Annotated in this window: 16 protein-coding genes; 11 read left to right on the plus strand and 5 right to left on the minus strand. The window is 39.8% G+C overall.

Annotated elements, in window-relative coordinates; genetic code table 11:
* The first annotated feature begins 53 nt into the window (after positions 1 to 53).
* The 3 genes from SP60_RS06760 to SP60_RS06770 are packed head-to-tail and all read left to right on the plus strand — an operon-like array spanning position 54 to position 3,554.
* A complete protein-coding gene (locus tag SP60_RS06760) occupies positions 54 to 2,399 on the plus strand; it encodes a nitric oxide reductase activation protein NorD (RefSeq protein WP_053951900.1) in 2,346 nt (781 codons plus the stop codon).
* 7 nt (positions 2,400 to 2,406) lie between these two features.
* Positions 2,407 to 2,661, plus strand: coding sequence for a hypothetical protein (locus SP60_RS06765; protein ID WP_053951901.1), 255 nt, complete (start codon positions 2,407 to 2,409; stop codon positions 2,659 to 2,661).
* A 14-nt stretch (positions 2,662 to 2,675) separates the two neighbouring features.
* Entirely contained in the window at positions 2,676 to 3,554 is an 879-nt protein-coding gene (locus SP60_RS06770; RefSeq protein ID WP_053951902.1) for a tetratricopeptide repeat protein, read from the plus strand.
* Between the two features lie 2 nt (positions 3,555 to 3,556).
* Here the strand turns inward: SP60_RS06770 and mog are convergent, their stop codons facing one another.
* Positions 3,557 to 4,084 carry a molybdopterin adenylyltransferase gene (mog, locus tag SP60_RS06775; protein WP_053951903.1) on the minus strand — a complete coding sequence of 176 codons (528 nt, stop codon included), beginning with the start codon at positions 4,082 to 4,084 and terminating at the stop codon, positions 3,557 to 3,559.
* A 214-nt stretch (positions 4,085 to 4,298) separates the two neighbouring features.
* Between mog and SP60_RS06780 the strand changes: the two genes are divergently transcribed.
* The 7 genes from SP60_RS06780 (at position 4,299) to SP60_RS06810 (ending at position 14,323) form a co-directional block, all read left to right on the plus strand.
* Entirely contained in the window at positions 4,299 to 5,573 is a 1,275-nt protein-coding gene (locus SP60_RS06780) for an MFS transporter (RefSeq protein ID WP_144418603.1), read from the plus strand.
* 32 nt (positions 5,574 to 5,605) lie between these two features.
* Positions 5,606 to 7,219 (plus strand): MFS transporter, encoded by a 1,614-nt coding sequence (locus tag SP60_RS06785; protein ID WP_053951904.1) that lies wholly within the window; start codon positions 5,606 to 5,608, stop codon positions 7,217 to 7,219.
* Positions 7,220 to 7,406: 187 nt separating this feature from the next.
* Entirely contained in the window at positions 7,407 to 11,150 is a 3,744-nt protein-coding gene (locus SP60_RS06790) for a nitrate reductase subunit alpha (RefSeq protein WP_053951905.1), read from the plus strand.
* Between the two features lie 20 nt (positions 11,151 to 11,170).
* Positions 11,171 to 12,730 (plus strand): nitrate reductase subunit beta, encoded by a 1,560-nt coding sequence (narH, locus tag SP60_RS06795; protein WP_053951906.1) that lies wholly within the window; start codon positions 11,171 to 11,173, stop codon positions 12,728 to 12,730.
* A 1-nt stretch (position 12,731) separates the two neighbouring features.
* Positions 12,732 to 13,247 (plus strand): nitrate reductase molybdenum cofactor assembly chaperone, encoded by a 516-nt coding sequence (gene narJ / locus SP60_RS06800; protein ID WP_053951907.1) that lies wholly within the window; start codon positions 12,732 to 12,734, stop codon positions 13,245 to 13,247.
* Between the two features lie 11 nt (positions 13,248 to 13,258).
* Positions 13,259 to 13,954, plus strand: a complete 696-nt coding sequence (narI, locus tag SP60_RS06805; RefSeq protein ID WP_053951908.1) for a respiratory nitrate reductase subunit gamma — start codon at positions 13,259 to 13,261, stop codon at positions 13,952 to 13,954.
* A gap of 24 nt (positions 13,955 to 13,978) precedes the next feature.
* Positions 13,979 to 14,323 (plus strand): TusE/DsrC/DsvC family sulfur relay protein, encoded by a 345-nt coding sequence (locus SP60_RS06810; protein ID WP_053951909.1) that lies wholly within the window; start codon positions 13,979 to 13,981, stop codon positions 14,321 to 14,323.
* A 149-nt stretch (positions 14,324 to 14,472) separates the two neighbouring features.
* Here the strand turns inward: SP60_RS06810 and moaD are convergent, their stop codons facing one another.
* The 4 genes from moaD to SP60_RS06830 are packed head-to-tail and all read right to left on the minus strand — an operon-like array spanning position 14,473 to position 17,468.
* A complete protein-coding gene (gene moaD, locus SP60_RS06815) occupies positions 14,473 to 14,709 on the minus strand; it encodes a molybdopterin converting factor subunit 1 (RefSeq protein WP_053951910.1) in 237 nt (78 codons plus the stop codon).
* 2 nt (positions 14,710 to 14,711) lie between these two features.
* Positions 14,712 to 15,707, minus strand: a complete 996-nt coding sequence (moaA, locus tag SP60_RS06820; protein ID WP_053951911.1) for a GTP 3',8-cyclase MoaA — start codon at positions 15,705 to 15,707, stop codon at positions 14,712 to 14,714.
* Entirely contained in the window at positions 15,700 to 16,206 is a 507-nt protein-coding gene (moaC, locus tag SP60_RS06825; RefSeq protein WP_053951912.1) for a cyclic pyranopterin monophosphate synthase MoaC, read from the minus strand. The genes moaA and moaC overlap by 8 nt, the downstream gene beginning before the upstream one ends.
* Complete coding sequence (locus SP60_RS06830) at positions 16,203 to 17,468, minus strand: molybdopterin molybdotransferase MoeA (protein WP_053951913.1); 1,266 nt, start codon at positions 17,466 to 17,468, stop codon at positions 16,203 to 16,205. The genes moaC and SP60_RS06830 overlap by 4 nt, the downstream gene beginning before the upstream one ends.
* A gap of 77 nt (positions 17,469 to 17,545) precedes the next feature.
* On the opposite strand from SP60_RS06830, the gene mobA reads away from it, so the two are divergent.
* The gene (gene mobA, locus SP60_RS06835) at positions 17,546 to 18,127 is read left to right on the plus strand and encodes a molybdenum cofactor guanylyltransferase MobA (protein ID WP_053951914.1); all 582 of its coding nucleotides are present in this window, start codon (positions 17,546 to 17,548) and stop codon (positions 18,125 to 18,127) included.

Genomic DNA, 18,127 nt, shown 5'->3' on the forward strand with positions numbered 1-18,127 from the left:
AATATTATTGGCTTAACGGGTTGATTTTAAGTAATTAATCAAGGTGAGTTGTCATGTCAAAAGTTGTACTTGAAGATTATGCAGAATTTCTAGAAAAAATCGCACCTGAAGTAAGAGGTGTTTTGGATGCAACATTTCAGGATGCTGCTCGTGTAATTTCTCCTGCAGGTTTAAAAGATTATTTAGATGGTGCCAAGTCTTTATGTGGTTTGGGTAGAGGTAATGACCTTGTCATAACTTATTTAGAGGTTATGCCACAAATTGCAAAAGAATGTGGTGAGGATATTATCCCTGATTGTGTTACTGCCGCTATGAAGGCTTCATCTCTAACCTCAGGTGAAGTTATTTCATTGTTGATATCGACACTTCCAGTGGTTTCTAGACACCTGGGTGATGCTCAGTTGGTTCGTGGCTATCTAACGATGATTCATCAGCTTGCCTCTACAGCAGCCCGTGGATTGCGCCCAATGCTACTCAATATCGATGAGTTATTGTCTAAACTAACGTTAAGTGGGTTGCGTCGCTGGTCCCAATTTGGTGCCAAAGCTTACCGTCGTGATTTTAAAAATCTAACCTCTTATTTCTCCCTAGATTCGGCAGATTCTCGTGCCATGCTTGAAAAAGAACGTCGTGGCGTTTTATTTGTTAGAGTTCAGCGAAAGTTAAACTTTTATTTGCGTGCTCTATGGGGGCGTGACTTCTTTATTCGTCCAACGGGCGCTGACTATGCTGATTTTAGACCTTATGTTGAAGATCGGATTATTTATGTGCCAGATGCACTAGATGATGTTGAGGGGGTTGAAGGCTTAGAAGTATATCGTGCAACTGTAGCCCATATGGCTGCACACATGATGTATACCAATAAATCCATGTCAGCAGAGCAGCTTAGCCCTGCGCAAATGTTTTTTATTGGCCTGCTTGAAGATGCCCGTGTTGAGTATAAAGCGATTAATGATTTTCCTGGATTGGGTAAGTTATGGCGTTCGTTAATGGTGTTAGAGCATGAAGAGCCTTCAGAGCACAAAACCATGGATATTTTAGAGAGTTTTGCTTTGCAATTGCTTGATCCAGAGGTTAAGGGAGGTGACGAACAGTTAAACGATTTTGCAGAAAAGTTCCATCGTGAGATTGAAGCCAATCAAGATGATAATCACTTTGCTTGGTTAATGGGTGTTGAACTTTATAATATTTTTGAGGGGCGTAAAGAAATTCCTAGTTTGAGAATTTTAGAACGCTACCGCATTGATTACCGTGATGATAATCGCATTATTTGGCATTACGAAGATATTAACTGGGACATGGGTATTGAATACATGGCTGCCAGTCAACAGCAAGTGCGTTATGAAGTAAGCCCCTTAATGATGGCGCATGAAGTGGATTGTGAATTAGCCGGCGATGATGCTCAAGAAGTTTGGACTTGTAAAGATAATATGCGTTTTTATGAGGATGATTTAACAGATACCGCTAGATCGTTTAATGATGAATGGGGTAGGGAGCCAATTTCAGATCCTTATCATTATCATGAGTGGGATTATCAAATCCAACTTCATCGTCCAGATTGGGCAACAATTTATGAAAGGCGTGCCACCAAAGGAAATCCAGAAGATATTGAGGCGATTTTGACCGAGCATAAGCCAATTGCCCATAGAATTAGGCAAATTATTGACTTACTGTCTCCAGCGGGTGTTCAGCGACAACGCGGCATGGAAGATGGCGATGAAGTGGATATTAATGCAGCTATTGATGCAATGATTGCTATTCGCATGGGCGAGCAGCCTAATCCTCGTATTACCATGCGTAATGTGTTAAATAATCGAGATCTGTCTGTAGTTGTGCTTTTAGATTTATCTGAGTCAACCAATGAAATGGTGGGTGATTCTGATAAGACAATCTTGCAATTAACGCGTGAAGCGGCCACATTAGTTTCAACTGCCATTGAAGGTATTGGCGATCCATTTGCACTTCATGGTTTTGCTTCAGATGGTCGTCACGATGTTCAATATTTCCGTTTTAAAGATTTTAATCAGCATTTTGATGATGAGGCAAGATCCCGTTTAGCAGGCATGAAGGGTGGTTTGTCTACTCGAATGGGTGCGGCGCTAAGGCATGCAGGCGCGCATTTGCATAAACAACAAGAAAAGCGTAAGCTGATTTTGTTAGTCACTGATGGTGAGCCGGCAGATATCGATGAGACAGATCCGCAACACTTACGTTTTGATACTAAAAAAGCAGTTGAAGAATTATATTCAACTGGTGTTTTAACATACTGTCTAACGCTTGATCCACATGCAGATGCTTATGTGAAGCGAATTTTTGGTGAAAATAATTATACGGTTATTGAAAATGTTGAAAAATTGCCTGAACAGTTGCCGTTACTATTTGCCAGTTTAACTGCTTAGTTATCACATGTTTGAGGATGATGAAAAACTCATTGAGTTTGTTCCTAAATATCCTCATACGTTACCGCAAGATTGGGCCGATACGGGAAATCCTACTGTTTATGAGATAAGTGCAACTCTGGATACCCTTAAAAAAATGTATGCTGACCAAGTTAAAGACCTAAGCCAAGGTCGAGTTGGTACTGAAATAGGCGAAGAAAATTTAAGAAATATAGCGACCAATTATCAGTCGATTAAATCGATTTTATTTGAACCCCGTTAAAAGAGGAAGGCCGTGTGAGTGATGAAAATAAACCCCTAATTTTTGAAGTTAGTCAAAATAATTTTGAAGATCTTGTTGTGCATAATTCATCGCACTTACCGGTTTTAGTTGAATTTATGGGAATTTGGTCTGAGCCATGTATTAAGACTGAATACATTTTGTCAGACCTTGCTAAAGAATTCCCTGGCGGCTTTGTTTTTGCTAAAGTTGATATTGATGAGCAAGAGGAATTGAAACAGCAATTTTCAATTACCAACATACCTACCTTGGCAGTATTCAAGGATGGTAAAGAGGTTCAGCGTGAAGAGGGTGAATTACAGCAAGAAGAGCTACGTATCTTGTTGAAACATTATGGGGTTTTTCGAAAGTCTGATGAATTGCGCGACCAAGCCAGAACTAAGCATATGGCAGGCGATACCCAGTCTGCAATTATGCTACTAACTCAAGCCATTTCATCTGATCCAAGTAATACCCGTATTGCTTTGGATATGGTGCAAATTTTCTTGGATATTAATGAACTGGAGCAAGCGCAAGCATTATTTGATAAATTACCTGAATCCGTTAAAACAAAGGATATGGGCTTGTCAATTTCAACTCAGATTAATTTCATTAGGCTTGCTCAAAATACATCAGGCATTGACTCTCTGAAAGTGCAAATTTTAAGTACCCCGAATGACTACCAGGTTCGTTTTGATTTGGCAGTTTGTTTATTTGCTCAACATGAGATTAAAGAGGGCATGGAGATGCTATTCTTTATCCAAGAAAATGAACCAAGCTTTAAAGAGGGTGCTGCCAGAGAAATGATCGGTATGATCTGTAACATGCTGGCTAATACCAACCCTGAAGAAAGTGGCGCATACCGCCAGCGCTTAGCTAATTTAATTAGCGAATAGTCTTAAAATTCCTGTTCAACAAAATCCAAATCAATTTGAATATTAGAGCCATCCAAAAGCTCTAAACATTTTGGCACGGCTAAGAATACCGCGCCCAAACATACTGCAATAGCAGCTGGCTTGCCAGGCAGGTTAATGATTAAACTTTTACCACGTGTACCAGCAGTCTGACGCGAGAGTATTGCGGTTGGTACAGTTTTTAAACTAACTGCACGCATTTGTTCAGCAAACCCATCAAAAATACGCTCACAGACAGTGTGTGTCGCCTCAGGGGTAACATCGCGCGTGGTTGGTCCAGTGCCACCCGTTGTTAGGATTAAATTACAATTTTTATTGTCAGCAAAGTCAATTATGGTTTGTTCAATGAGTGATTGCTCATCCTCAATAATAATATTGTCTATTTCATAAGGCGACAAGACTGCACTTTTAATCCACTCTTGCATGGCTGGACCGCCAATATCCTCGTATTCGCCACGGGCAGCTCGATCTGAAATCGTAATAAATCCAATTTTTATCTTTGTGTTATTCATATTTCTTTTGTTGAACTAAAAGTTTCATAATTTTAATCGTAAAAAACCAGTCAAGAGTTGTCAAAAATTAAAAAAACCTAATTTAATTAGCTTTCTTGATATGGGTCAAGAAAGTTAAAAATAGTTTTATAAATTGATCCAAGTCAAGGTTTATAAGGGTTTTAAAGGCAAAATCGCTGACAAGTATTCTTAAATTTGATAACAAGGAGAAATAATGGGTTTATCGATGATTAAAAGCCATGGCGCACAAGCCAACTCTGTTTTAGCGGCAAATACAATTGCATTTACAGCTTGTTTTGCAGTTTGGGTTATGTTTTCAATTATTGGTATTCCAATTAAAGAATTACTTGAATTATCTGAAACACAATTTGGATTATTAGTAGCCACTCCTATTTTAACAGGCTCGTTGTTTAGATTGCCTGTGGGTATGTTGACCGACAAGATTGGTGGTCGAGTTGTTTATCTAGTCCTGATGCTGGCGATGATTATTCCATTATGGTTTATTGGTAATGCTACTGAATACTGGCAATTTTTAGTATTGGGTTTATTTGTTGGTATTGCAGGCGCATCATTCTCAGTTGGTATTGCTTATACTGCCAAATGGTTTGACAAAGATCATCAAGGATTTGCTATGGGTATTTTTGGTGCGGGTAATGCAGGAGCTGCGTTAACTAAGTTTATTGCCCCTTCATTGGTTATTGCGTATGGATGGCAGGCAGTTCCTAAAATTTACGCAGTGGCTATGGTGATTGTGATTATTGGCTACTGGATGTTTACTTATGAAGATCCTGCTCACCATACCGCTAAAAATGTCAGCATGAGAGAGCAGTTAAAAGCCTTGAATGACCCTAAGCTTTGGAAATACATGCAGTACTACTCACTAGTATTTGGCGGGTTTGTTGCCTTATCTTTATGGATGACAAAATACTACATTAACGAATATGGTTTTGATTTACAAACAGCTGCACTATTGGCTGCTATTTTTGTATTGCCTTCTGGTGTGATTCGTGCATTAGGCGGGTGGTTTTCAGATAAATATGGTGCTTACAAAGTCACTTGGTGGGTTATGTGGATTTCTTTGGTTTCGCTATTCTTTATGTCATATCCACAAACTGCAATGATAATCGAAACAACTCACGGACCTGAAAAGTTTGATCTTAGTTTGAACGTTTGGGTGTTTACAGCATTTTTATTTATCCTAGGTATTGCTTGGGGCTTTGGCAAGGCATCAGTATTCAAATTCTTATCAGATGAGTATCCAGATAATATCGGTGTGGTTTCAGGCATTGTAGGTCTAGCAGGTGGTATGGGTGGATTCTTGTTGCCAATCATGTTTGGCGCATTGATTGACTACACACATGTTAATTCTGTGATTTTTATGTTGCTATATGGTGCAACAGCAGTATCACTAATCTGGATGCACTTTACATTTGGTAAAGAACAAAAAGCAAAGAATATTGAACAAGCAGTTCAAACAGTAAACGAATAATTTTAATCAATTTTTAATAAAAGGAGCTAATCATGGCTAAAGACATAAAAAGCTGGAATCCGGATGATTCATCCGAGTGGGAAAGCACAGGTAAGGCGATAGCTACCCGCAATTTGTGGATTTCTATCCCAAGCTTGCTGGCAGGTTTTGCCACGTGGTTGATGTGGGGTATTATTACCGTGCAAATGATGAATACGGGTTATGGTGGTTTTGATAAATCCCAGTTATTCACACTAGCAGCGATTGCTGGTTTATCGGGCGCAACACTACGTATCCCTTCAACATTCTTTATTCGTCTAGCAGGTGGTAGAAATACTATCTTCTTAACAACCTCGCTATTGATATTACCAGCCTTGGGTTTGGGTATGGCATTATCAACACCAGATACGCCTTTTTGGCAATTCCAGTTATTGGCATTGTTATCTGGCTTTGGTGGTGGTAATTTTGCTTCTTCAATGTCAAACATCTCTTTCTTCTTTCCTAAAAAAATCCAGGGTTATTCATTGGGCATGAATGCAGGTTTGGGTAACTTTGGTGTAACAACCATGCAAATCGTTATTCCTTTAGTGATGACACTAGCAGTTATGGGAAATCCAACCGAGCTGCAGATTGCTTCAGGAACCTTGATTGGTAAAATTCCTGCAGGTACAGACACCTATTTACAAAATGCAGGTTATGTTTGGCTGATTATCTTAATTCCATTGTCAATCGCATCATGGATGGGGATGAATAATATTACCGAAGATCATGTATCTCCAAATATTGGCTCAACCATGGGTGCTTTTATTAAGATTATCGTTATGTTAATTTTAGGTCTTTCAACAGCGGCATTTGGTTTATGGTTGATGTTGCCTGAAGTTGCATCTGGATCAGGACTAATGATTAGTAAATGGGTAGTATTACCAATAATCATTGCACTAACAGTGTTGTTACTTAAGTTGTTACCACTAGGTAAAGATTATAAAGATGGACTTAAGCGTCAATATAAGATTTTTGAAAATAAGCACACATGGGCAATGACAATCATTTATGTGATGACATTCGGATCTTTTATTGGCTACGCTGCAACGCTAGCCTTGTCAATTAAAGTAATTTTTGGTTTTCAGCATATTATGGTTGATGGCATCATGACACATAATACGGTTAATCCAAATGGCCCTTCGGCATTAACTTATGCTTGGATGGGTGCCTTTGTTGGTGCGCTTATTCGCCCAATTGGCGGCATGATTGCCGATAAGATTGGTGGCGCAAAAGTGACACAAATTATCTCAGCAGTGATGGTTGCTTCAGCTTTAGGCGTGGCTTATTACATGAAGCAGGCTTACGCTAGTGCTACACCAGAAGAATTCTTTTGGCCATTCTTAATCTTATTTGTGGTCTTGTTTGCAATGACCGGTTTGGGTAATGGATCGACCTTTAGAACTATTTCACAAGTGTTTAATAAAGAGCAAGCTGGCCCAGTTCTGGGTTGGACATCTGCGGTAGCAGCTTACGGTGCTTTTATCATTCCTAAAGTGTTTGGTGAGCAAATTAAGCTAACGACACCTGAGAACGCTTTATATGGTTTCGCGGTGTTCTATGCACTTTGCATGGTGATTAACTGGTGGTTCTACTTGCGTAAAAACGCTGAGTTTCATAATCCATAGACATAAATAAATAAGTTGAGTAGTGCAAGCTACTCTTCTTTATTAAAAATAATTTTAAATGGTTATTTTTAATAAAGAGTTGAATTTTGTTGATCCACATCAAGGTTTATTTAGTAAGTGTGAGCAAAATTTATCTTTACAGCAGGGCTTTTAATTAATAAAAAAAAGAGATAAACAGGAGAAAAATATGAGTCATTTTTTAGACAGACTTAAATATCTTAGTCGTAAAAAATCAACCTTTTCTAAAGGACATGGTATTGTTACTGGTGAGGATCGAGCATGGGAAGACACCTATCGTAATCGCTGGCGTCATGATAAGGTGGTTCGATCAACACATGGTGTGAATTGTACGGGTGGTTGTTCATGGCAGATTTTTGTAAAAAATGGCCTTGTATCATATGAAATGCAACAAACGGATTATCCACGTACTCGTGAAGATCTTCCAAATCACGAGCCTCGCGGTTGTCAACGTGGCGCCTCATTCTCTTGGTACTTATACTCTCCACACCGTATAAAATATCCATTGGTTCGTGGTCGTCTACTTGATTTATACCGCGCTGAACGCGCTACCGGAAAAGATCCAGTAGAATCTTGGGAAGCGATTCAAGCTGATAAAGCTAAGCGCGATTCTTATGTTAGTGTTCGTGGTCTAGGCGGGTTCGTTCGTGGAAACTGGGATGAAGTGGTTGAAATGACAGCTGCTGCAAATGTCTACACGATTAAAAAATATGGCCCTGACCGTATTTATGGTTTTTCTCCAATTCCTGCTATGAGTATGATTTCATACGCTGCTGGATCTAGATACTTATCTATGATTGGCGCAGGTGTGGGCTCGTTCTATGATTGGTACTGTGACTTGCCACCAGCTTCTCCACAAGTATGGGGCGAGCAGACTGACGTACCTGAGTCAGCTGATTGGTACAACTCTAAATATATTATTATTTGTGGTGCAAACCTACCAATGACACGTACACCAGACGCACACTTTATGACAGAGTCGCGTTATAACGGTACCAAAATTGTTTCAATGGCACCTGATTATGCAGAATATGTGAAGTTTGCTGATCTTTGGATGCCAGTTAAGCAAGGTACAGATGCAGCTGCATTTATGGCCATGGGTCATGTTGCATTAAAAGAATTCCACGTTGATAAGCAAGATCCGTATTTTGCTGAATATGCGCGTAGTTTTACTGACTTCCCAATGCAGGTTATCCTAGAAGAGGTTAACGGAAAATTGGTTACGGGTCGTTTCCTTCGTGCTTCGGACTTTGACAAGAATATGGGTGAAGATAACAACCCTGAATGGAAGACAGTTGTTTTCGATTCCAAATCAAATACCTTTGTTTCTCCAAACGGATCAATTGGTTATCGTTGGGGTGAAGAGGGTAAATGGAATATTTTAGAGCAGGCTAATGGTAAAGATATTGAACAAGAGCTTAGTTGTATTGATAATTCTGATGCAGTTATCGATGTAACTTTCCCACACTTTAACCCAGAAGAGGGTGATACATTAGTTCGTAAGATTCCAGTGCGTAAATTAACACTTACTGATGGTAAAGAAGTAATGGTTACATCAGTTTGTGATTTACAAATTGCACAATACGGTATTGATCGTGGCTTGGGTGATAACTTAGCTACTTCATACGATGATGAAAGTGTTCCTTACACACCAGCATGGGCTGCCAAAATTACAGGCGTTCCAGCTGCTGACTTAGAAAGAACAGGTCGTGAATTTGCTGATAATGCTTCGAAAACTCGAGGCAAGTCAATGGTTATTTTAGGTGCGGCGATTAATCACTGGTACCACAATGACATGAATTACCGCGGCATTATGAATCTACTGCATATGTGTGGCTGTGTTGGCCAATCAGGTGGTGGTTGGGCTCACTATGTGGGGCAAGAGAAATTACGTCCTCAAGCAGGTTGGGCGCCAATTGCATTTGGTTTGGATTGGAATAGACCGCCACGTCACATGGCCTCAACAACTTACTGGTATTTCCATACAGATCAGTGGCGTTATGAGCGTGTTGAAGCGGACGAATTATTAGCATCAACTGCTAAAGCTAAATACAAGGGTAATCAATTAGCCGACTATAACGTTGCAGCGCAACGTATGGGTTGGACACCTTCGATACCACAATTTGATCAAAACCCGTTAGAACTTGCTAAAGAGGCTGAAGCGGCGGGTGCAACCGATGAAGCGGCAGTATCAGATTATGTTGCTAATAAGCTTAAAAGTGGTGATTTGAATTTTGCTTATGAAGATATCGATGCAGAGGAAAACTTCCCTCGTAACTTATTCGTATGGCGAGCTAACTTAATTGGTAGCTCATCTAAAGGTCATGAGTACTTCCTTAAACATTTACTAGGTTCACAAAATGGTGTACTTGCTGAAGGCACAGAAGGTGAAGCTTGTAAAGAAATTAAGTGGCATGAAAAAGCACCAGTCGGTAAGTTGGACTTAATGGTCGATATTAACTTCCGATTGAATTCAACAGGTGCTTATTCTGATATTGTCTTACCAACAGCAACTTGGTATGAAAAAGCCGATCTTAATACGACAGATATGCATCCATTTATCCATCCATTGGGTAAGGCAGTTGATCCAGCTTGGGAGTCTAAGTCTGATTGGCAAATCTTTAAAACCATTGCTAAAAAATTCTCAGAATTATCAGAGAAGCATTTAGGTGTACAAAAAGATGTGGTATCTCTACCAATGCAACACGATACACCAATGGCTATGGCTCAACCTTTCGGTGAGGTAAAAGATTGGAAGAAAGGTGAGTGTGATTTAATTCCAGGTAAGACGGCGCCAATTTTTAAAGTCGTTGAAAGAGACTATCCAAGTACATATGCTAAATATATTGCTCTAGGTCCTCTAATGAAGACTATTGGTAATAACATCAAGGGTATTGATTGGAATACCGATCATGAAGTTGATGAACTTGCAGTATTGAATGGTGTTATTAAAGAAGAGGGTGTTTCTAAAGGCATGCCGTCACTCGCTGAAGATATTCATGTGTGTGATGCGGTAATGCGTATGGCACCTGAAACTAATGGTGAAGTGGCGCATAAATCGTGGTCTGGTCAATCTAAGAAAACAGGTATTGATCATTCACACCTTTATAAAGGCCGTCAAGATGAGAAGATTACTTACAGAGATATTGTATCTCAACCACGTAAGATTATTACCGCACCAACTTGGTCTGGTATCGAATCTGAAGAGGTGAGTTACAATGCTTGTTACACCAATCTTCATGAGAAAATTCCTTTGAGAACATTAACAGGTCGTGCACAATTCTATCAAGATCATGAATGGATGCTAGACTTTGGTGAAGGTTTCTGTGCTTATAAGCCAGCAATCGACATGAAGACGCATAACAACATTCCTAAGAATGTTAAAAATAAACCTCACTTAGTGTTGAACTGGATTACACCACACTCAAAATGGGGTATTCATTCAACCTATCAAGATAACTTAAGAATGTTGACGCTTTTCCGTGGCGGTCCATACTTCTGGATTTCTGAAGAAGATGCTAAGTCAGTTGGTCTTGAGGATAACGATTGGGTGGAAGCGGTTAACGATAACGGCGCAACAACTGCAAGAGTAGTTGTTTCACAAAGAGTACCAAATGGTATGGCGATGATGTATCACGCTCAAGAAAAGATTGTTAACGTTCCAGGGTCTCCAACTACAGGAAAACGTGGTGGTATTTTGAATGCAGTAACAAGAACGGTGCCTAAGCCAACTCATATGATTGGTGGCTATGCGCAACTATCTTACTCATTTAACTACTACGGCACAGTGGGATCAAATCGCGATGAATACGTTATTGTTCATAAGATTGAAGATCAAGATGTTGATTGGTTAGAAGAGCCGTTGACGCCAGAAAGAGAGGCTCAGAAGAATCCTCCAGGCATCAACAATTAAACCATCTAGGAGAATAAGAGATGAAAATAAGAGCACAAATTTCAATGGTACTGAACCTAGACAAATGTATTGGTTGTCATACTTGTTCAGTTACTTGTAAAAATATTTGGACTAACCGTAAGGGTGTTGAATACGCTTGGTTTAATAATGTTGAATCTAAGCCGGGTATTGGCTTTCCTAAAAATTGGGAAGATCAAGGTAAATGGAAAGGTGGCTGGGAGCTTGCCAAAGGCAAGTTAGAACTTAAGGCAGGCGGACGTATGAGTAAACTGGCCAATATCTTTGCCAATCCTGATATGCCGGAAATTGATGATTACTATGAGCCTTATGATTTTAAATATCATAAGTTGCAGTCATCACCGCTACTTGAAGCGGCACCAACAGCGCGCCCTGTCTCGCAAATTACAGGTAAGGATATGGACAAGATTGAATGGGGTCCTAACTGGGAAGATGATCTTGCAGGTGAGTTTGAAAAGCGTTCTAAAGATGTCAATTTCAAAGATATTGAAAAAGAGATGTACAAGGACTTTGAGAATACATTCCATATGTATCTTCCACGTCTTTGCAACCATTGTCTTAATCCAGCTTGTGCTGCGTCTTGTCCATCGGGTGCAATCTATAAGCGTGAAGAAGATGGTATTGTTTTAGTTGATCAAGACAAATGTCGCGGTTGGAGAATGTGTGTTACTGGCTGCCCTTATAAGAAGGTTTATTACAATTGGGAATCAGGAAAATCTGAAAAATGTATTGGTTGTTATCCACGCATTGAGTCTGGCTTGCCAATGGCGTGTGCAGAATCATGTGTAGGACGTATTCGTTATGTGGGCGTTATGTTGTACGATGCGGATAAAATTGGTGATACTGCTGCAACACCTAATGAAACAGACCTATACCAAGAGCATTTAGATGTATTTATGGATCCAAATGATCCAGAAGTAATCAAACAAGCTTTGGAGGACGGTGTACCACAATCATGGATTGATGCTGCTCAAAACTCTCCAGTTTATAAAATGGTCATGGACTGGAAGATTGCTTTCCCAATTCACCCTGAGTACAGAACTTTGCCAATGATGTGGTATGTTCCGCCTTTATCTCCGGTTCAATCTCAGATTGATAAGGGTACGATTCAAACATCAAATGGCGTTATTCCAACAGTTGATTCTGTACGTTTTCCTGCGAAGTATTTAGCTAATATGTTTACTGCAGGCGATGAGAAGCCAATTATCAACTCGATTAGTAAGCTACTCGCTATGAGAGCTCATCAACGCTTTAAATCAGTTGATGGAACGGATGGTAAAGAGGTATTGGCAGATGCAGGTTTGAGTGTTGAACAGGCAGAAGAGATGTATCAGATGTTAGGTATTGCAAACTATGAAGATCGTTTTGTTATTCCAACTTCACACGAAGAGATGCGTCATGAAGACCCGTACGGTTTCCAGGGTCAAAATGGTTTTTCTGGTGGTAATACTAGTTCTCATGGTCCAGATGGTGGATCTGGGTTTAGCTTATTCCCATCAACCCGTAAAAAGTCATTTATTCCAGTAGAAAATATGCCTAGGCATAAAAGTAAGGAGAGTTAACATGCAAATATTTAAAGTTATATCAAAACTTATTGATTATCCAAATAAAGAGTTGATGGAAAATTTGGATTCGGTGATTGAATTTGTGAAAGATTCATCAGAAATTGATGATAGCGAGAAAGAGGCTGTCATGGAATTTATCTCTTGGATGGGGGTACATACAGAAACAGGCCTGCAGCAAACCTATGTCGAAACATTTGACATGGTGCCAGAGCACGATCTACATATCACACACCATATTTTTGGTGATGATAATAATCGTGGCCCTGCCTTGATTGATTTATCTGAGCATTATAAAGGCGAAGGTTTTGAGGTAAATGATGGAGAAATTCCTGATTTTCTACCTTTGATTTTAGAATATGTATCAACGTTAAGCGAAATGGAATCACGCATATTCTTAGGTGATGCCAAGAAAGTCATTAAGGTGATAGCGGACAATTTGGAAGAGGCTCAAAGTCCTTATTCTAAGTTGATTAGAATTGTTGAGAAGCGCAGCTATTTAGCTGAAGCAGCATAAGGAGAGATGATATGAGTTTAGATAACTTTTTATTTGGGGTTTATCCCTATATCGCTGGCGTAGTTTTTATTCTAGGAAGCTGGATTCGATTTGATCGAGAACAGTACACTTGGAAAGCAGATTCGTCTCAGCTACTTGGTAATAAAGGCATGGTTATGGCCAGCAATTTATTTCATGTTGGTATTTTGGGTATTTTCTTTGGACATGCGGCAGGCATGTTGTTGCCGCATAGTTGGTGGCAGTTAGTGGCAACCGACGTTCAACATCAGTACATTGCTATTTATGCAGGCATGGTGTTTGGTGGTATGGCGGCTATTGGTGCTGCCCTTCTTTTTTATCGTCGCATGACAAACGAGCGCGTGAAAGCGGTGAGTCGTTTTAGAGATAATTTTGTGATTTTTTGGCTACTGGTCACTGCAACATTAGGTCTTAATACGATTTTTGGTTCACTACATCATGCTGAGTCGGGAGACGTATCAACTATGCTGGTGTTGGCTGAATATGTAAAGAGTATTGCCACATTAAGTGTTGATCCAACTTTGTTAACAGGCGTTTCGTATACTTATAAGTTGCATATGTTATTTGGCATGACGTTATTTTTAGTATTTCCGTTCACACGTTTGGTGCACGTTTGGTCAGTGCCATTAGCTTATTTAATGCGCCCTTATCAAATTGTTAGAACAAAACGGATTAAGACCCATCTATAAAATTTGCTTGATTAGAGGTAATGTATGGTGACTATAGAAGTAGATAATAAAAAAATAGAGCTAGATCCAGAAGGGTATTTGATCTATCCAGAAGATTGGAGTCATGATGTCGCACTTGAATTGGCTGGCTCAGAGCAACTAAATTTAAGCGAAGAGTATTGGGTGGTATTTGACTTTATGCGTCATTATTATGACGAGCATGGCGTGGCACCTGATGTGCGGCATACAACCAAGCAAATGGCGATTGATTTTGGTATTGACAAAAAAGGCGCCAAGGCAAAATTATTTACTATGTTTCCTTATGGTTACGTGAAACAGGCTTGTAAGGTCTCAGGTATGAAACGACCACGAGGCTGGAGTACTGGATAAGATTAGCCCACTCAGCTTGTTGAGCGCAGACGAATAGCGCTTAATAATAAGTTAGTGAATTGCATGCTTCCCTCCCTTTTTATAGAAAGGTCTGAACACCTTTCTTAGGTATGCAGTTTGCTAATTTATTATTAATAGTGTATCGCTTTTTATCCGCCAGTTACCGGCGGGTAGAAAGCAACTTCGTCAGTTTGCTGAATCACTAAAGCATCAGCTGCAATAGCCTGGTTAACGGCACATAAAATATTTTCAGGAAAATAATGTTGACCATGCTTGTTGGCTAGAATCTCTCTTAATTGTTTGACACTTATCTGAGTGTTAATTTCAATCTCTTCACTGGGAATTTTAAGATTTTCTTTAAGAGATGCAAAGTATAGAATTTTCATTTTTACCCCCCAATTTCTACCATTTGTCTATTGCTGATATTATCAATAGATTCATTAAACACATGTTTCTCAGGTTTTTTGTTAATCGCATTAATGATCATTGTTTTGATTTCCTTATCGCTCAAATTAGAGCGTACCGCATCTTTTAAAGAAATACTGTCCTCTTGCCCTAAGCACAAAATAAGATCACCTTTAGCGGTTAATCTAACGCGATTACAGGTTTGGCAGAAATGATTAGAAACAGCACTAATAACGCCAACAGTTGTATTGGTGTTATTAATTTTGTAATTACTCGCAGGACCATCTGTTTTACTGGCTATCAGTGGTGTTAATTGGCCAGGAAGGTGTTGCTTAATCCTGTCCATAATATCATCTTCACTCATGTGATGCGATTGCATACCAATCCCAGCTTCACCGATTGGCATAGCTTCAATAAAGCGAATGTCAATGCCTTTTTCGATGGCAAAATCAATCAAAGATTCGATCTCATCATCGTTAACGCCTTGCATAGCTACTGCATTAATTTTAATTGGATGCATGCCCGCTGCAATCGCAGCATCGATTCCTTTGATCACTTGTGTCACATCGCCACCGCGGGTGATTTCTTTAAATCGTTCAGGTATTAAAGAATCAATAGAAATATTAGCCCGATTGACGCCGTTTTCATGGAGTTTGTTGGCAAATTTTTCTAATAGTTGGGCGTTAGTTGACAAGGGTACATCAGTAATACCTGGTATGGTACTAATGAGTTTGGCGATTTTGGAGATTCCGCGACGCAACAAAGGCTCACCCCCTGTGAGACGAACTTTAGAGATGCCCATTTCAGCGAATAGCCTGACAATTCTTTGAATATCCTCATAGCTTAAGATATCTTCACGTTTACAGTTTGGCAGTAGCTCATCATCGCGACAATAAAAACATCTAAAGTTGCAATGTTCAGTTACAGAAAGCCTTAGATAGCTAATCTCGCGACCAAACTTATCGACTAATTTAGTCATGGTCTTTAGAGGTTTGTCTAGAGTGTTGAGTGTCGTTGCTCCACTGGCCAGATTTTCCACCTTGTTTTTCCAGTAATTGCACATCAGTTATTTGCATAAATCGATCTACTGCTTTGCACATATCGTAAATCGTTAAAGCGGCAATACTGGCTGCTGTAAGCGCTTCCATTTCAACCCCAGTTTGGGCATTAAGTTTGGCAAAAGTGGTAATTTGCACGCCATTTTCAATAAATTCAAAATCCACGCTAACCTTTGAAAGATTAAGGCTATGACACATTGGAATAAGGTGGTGCGTCTGCTTGGCCGCCATAATGCCTGCAATTCTTGCTACCGATAAAACATCGCCTTTTTTAAAGTCGTTGTCTTTAATTTTTTGCAGCGTTGCGCTTTTCATTAGAATTTTGGCCATTGCTTTAGCGCTGCGTGTTGTACTATCTTTGCTTGATACATCAACCATATTGGCTTCACCTTGGTGATTAACGTGTGTTAGTTTGCTCATAGCATCATTGTATTTAAGGGATAAAAATTAACCAGCTCGCCTGATTTTAAAACAGTATCTTCAGGAATTTCTGCAAAGCCATCTGCCCATACCATTGAAGACAAAACATCAGAGCCTTGTTTGGGGTATTGGTTTACAGTTGCAGGCAGGGTTGATTGATCTAGCTTAACTCTGACAAACTCTCGTCTTGGCTTAGGTCTATGCCAATCAAAATCAACAGCGACTTTAAAATGGGTGTTTAGATAATTTGCACAGCCTTGGGTTTTTTTAATAAAAGGGCGGGCAAATAATAAGAAAGTGACCATGGCTGAAACAGGATTTCCTGGTAGGCCGATAAAGGCTGATTGGCCAATTTGGCCAAAGGCTAAAGGCTTGCCCGGCTTCATTTTAATACGCCAAAGATTTAGCTGTCCTAGCTGTTCTACTGCAGGCTTAACGTGATCTTCTTCGCCAACAGAGACACCGCCTGTGGTAATGATTAAGTCGCATTGATTTTGGAGTGAGTTTAGAGCACTGATAGTATCATCTAGTGTATCTTTGATATGTTGAAGGTTGATAATGTCACAGCCTAAATTATTCAGCATGGCGACTAAAGCATATCGGTTTGAATCATAGATTTGTCCTGGACGAAGCTCATCCCCAGGCTTGACAAGCTCATCCCCAGTGAAAAAAATACCCACCTTAATTTTTTTAAATACTGCTAACGTACTAATGCCTACAGAGGCTGCTAGCGCAATATCTTGAGCTTTAAGTGTTATGCCTTTTGCTAGAATTGTGTCGCCTGATTGAATGTCATTGCCCATAGGGCGAATGTTTTCATTTAATGATAAAGGGCGCCAGGTTTCAATACTATTACCTTCTTCAGAGACTTCACACTCTTCTTGCATGATGACAGTATTCGCCCCTTGGGGAATAGGTGCACCGGTAAATATTCGCGCTGCACATCCAGGCTGTAGTTCAGCGCCTGTCATGCCTGCAGGAATTCTCCCAGTAATAGTAAAGGAAAGAGCGCCAGGTTTATTTATTTGCTCTTCTTGCAAGTGAATAGCATAGCCATCCATTGCAGAGTTATCAAACCCGGGTACGTTGATGTTAGATTGAATATCAGCGCTTAATACGCGCCCCAGAGCTTCATCAAGTTCTAGCGACTCAGTGGTGCTAATAACCTTGGCTGCATTGGTTAGGGTGGCTAGCGCTTGATCGGTTGATAGAAGTGGTTGCGGTATTTCATCACAACCACATTCAGTGTTTTGATCACTCATTGGTTAATACTCTGTTGTCTATAAAAAATGCGTTTAATTGTATCATATGCTTATTAATTGTCCGATAACATAACCACATGAAAAATATAAGTAAACGCGATGTTAGTGTTGTTATCCTTGCTGGTGGCCAAGCCTTGCGCATGGGTAATAAAGACAAAGGGTTGATTTTATTTAATCAAAAACCACTTATCCATTACGTAGTGCATGCCGTTAGTCAATCAGTGGGTAGTATATGGGTGAGTGCTAACAGAAACCTTGACCTATATCAAAAATTTGGCCAAGTGGTCAGTGACGAGCTATCTGGTTATCAGGGTCCGTTAGCCGGTATTTCTGCTGTGTTAAGTCACATCGATACTCGATATTTGCTGGTTGTTCCGTGTGATGGACCTTATATTAATACAACCTTATTAGAAAGATTGGCTGATGAAATGCTAACAAAGCAAGCTAAGTTGTGTGTGGCCAGTGAGAAAGGTTGTTTGCATCCAACTTTTGCATTACTTGAAACTTCTATTAAAACTGAGCTGGACCAATACCTGCGAAGTGGACAAAGAAAGCTCGGCCATTTTTTTAAAGAAAATAATGCCATTGAGGTAGATTTCTCGGACTCCCCTGAATTGTTTGTTAATTTTAATACACCTGAAGATTTGCTTAAGCGTTAG

The organism is Candidatus Thioglobus autotrophicus (genome assembly GCF_001293165.1).
In the GTDB taxonomy this organism is placed as follows: Bacteria; Pseudomonadota; Gammaproteobacteria; order PS1; family Pseudothioglobaceae; genus Thioglobus_A; species Thioglobus_A autotrophicus.

What these genes read in the sequence shown, in the direction of transcription:
- SP60_RS06785 (WP_053951904.1), top strand. Translation starts at nt 5,606, where the DNA reads ATGGCTAAAGACATAAAAAGCTGGAATCCGGATGATTCATCCGAGTGG.
- narJ (WP_053951907.1), top strand. Translation starts at nt 12,732, where the DNA reads ATGCAAATATTTAAAGTTATATCAAAACTTATTGATTATCCAAATAAA.
- SP60_RS06765 (WP_053951901.1), top strand. Translation starts at nt 2,407, where the DNA reads ATGTTTGAGGATGATGAAAAACTCATTGAGTTTGTTCCTAAATATCCT.
- SP60_RS06780 (WP_144418603.1), top strand. Translation starts at nt 4,299, where the DNA reads ATGGGTTTATCGATGATTAAAAGCCATGGCGCACAAGCCAACTCTGTT.
- mobA (WP_053951914.1), top strand. Translation starts at nt 17,546, where the DNA reads ATGAAAAATATAAGTAAACGCGATGTTAGTGTTGTTATCCTTGCTGGT.
- narH (WP_053951906.1), top strand. Translation starts at nt 11,171, where the DNA reads ATGAAAATAAGAGCACAAATTTCAATGGTACTGAACCTAGACAAATGT.
- SP60_RS06760 (WP_053951900.1), top strand. Translation starts at nt 54, where the DNA reads ATGTCAAAAGTTGTACTTGAAGATTATGCAGAATTTCTAGAAAAAATC.
- moaC (WP_053951912.1), bottom strand. Translation starts at nt 16,206, where the DNA reads ATGAGCAAACTAACACACGTTAATCACCAAGGTGAAGCCAATATGGTT.
- moaA (WP_053951911.1), bottom strand. Translation starts at nt 15,707, where the DNA reads ATGACTAAATTAGTCGATAAGTTTGGTCGCGAGATTAGCTATCTAAGG.
- narI (WP_053951908.1), top strand. Translation starts at nt 13,259, where the DNA reads ATGAGTTTAGATAACTTTTTATTTGGGGTTTATCCCTATATCGCTGGC.
- SP60_RS06810 (WP_053951909.1), top strand. Translation starts at nt 13,979, where the DNA reads ATGGTGACTATAGAAGTAGATAATAAAAAAATAGAGCTAGATCCAGAA.
- SP60_RS06790 (WP_053951905.1), top strand. Translation starts at nt 7,407, where the DNA reads ATGAGTCATTTTTTAGACAGACTTAAATATCTTAGTCGTAAAAAATCA.
- mog (WP_053951903.1), bottom strand. Translation starts at nt 4,084, where the DNA reads ATGAATAACACAAAGATAAAAATTGGATTTATTACGATTTCAGATCGA.
- moaD (WP_053951910.1), bottom strand. Translation starts at nt 14,709, where the DNA reads ATGAAAATTCTATACTTTGCATCTCTTAAAGAAAATCTTAAAATTCCC.
- SP60_RS06830 (WP_053951913.1), bottom strand. Translation starts at nt 17,468, where the DNA reads ATGAGTGATCAAAACACTGAATGTGGTTGTGATGAAATACCGCAACCA.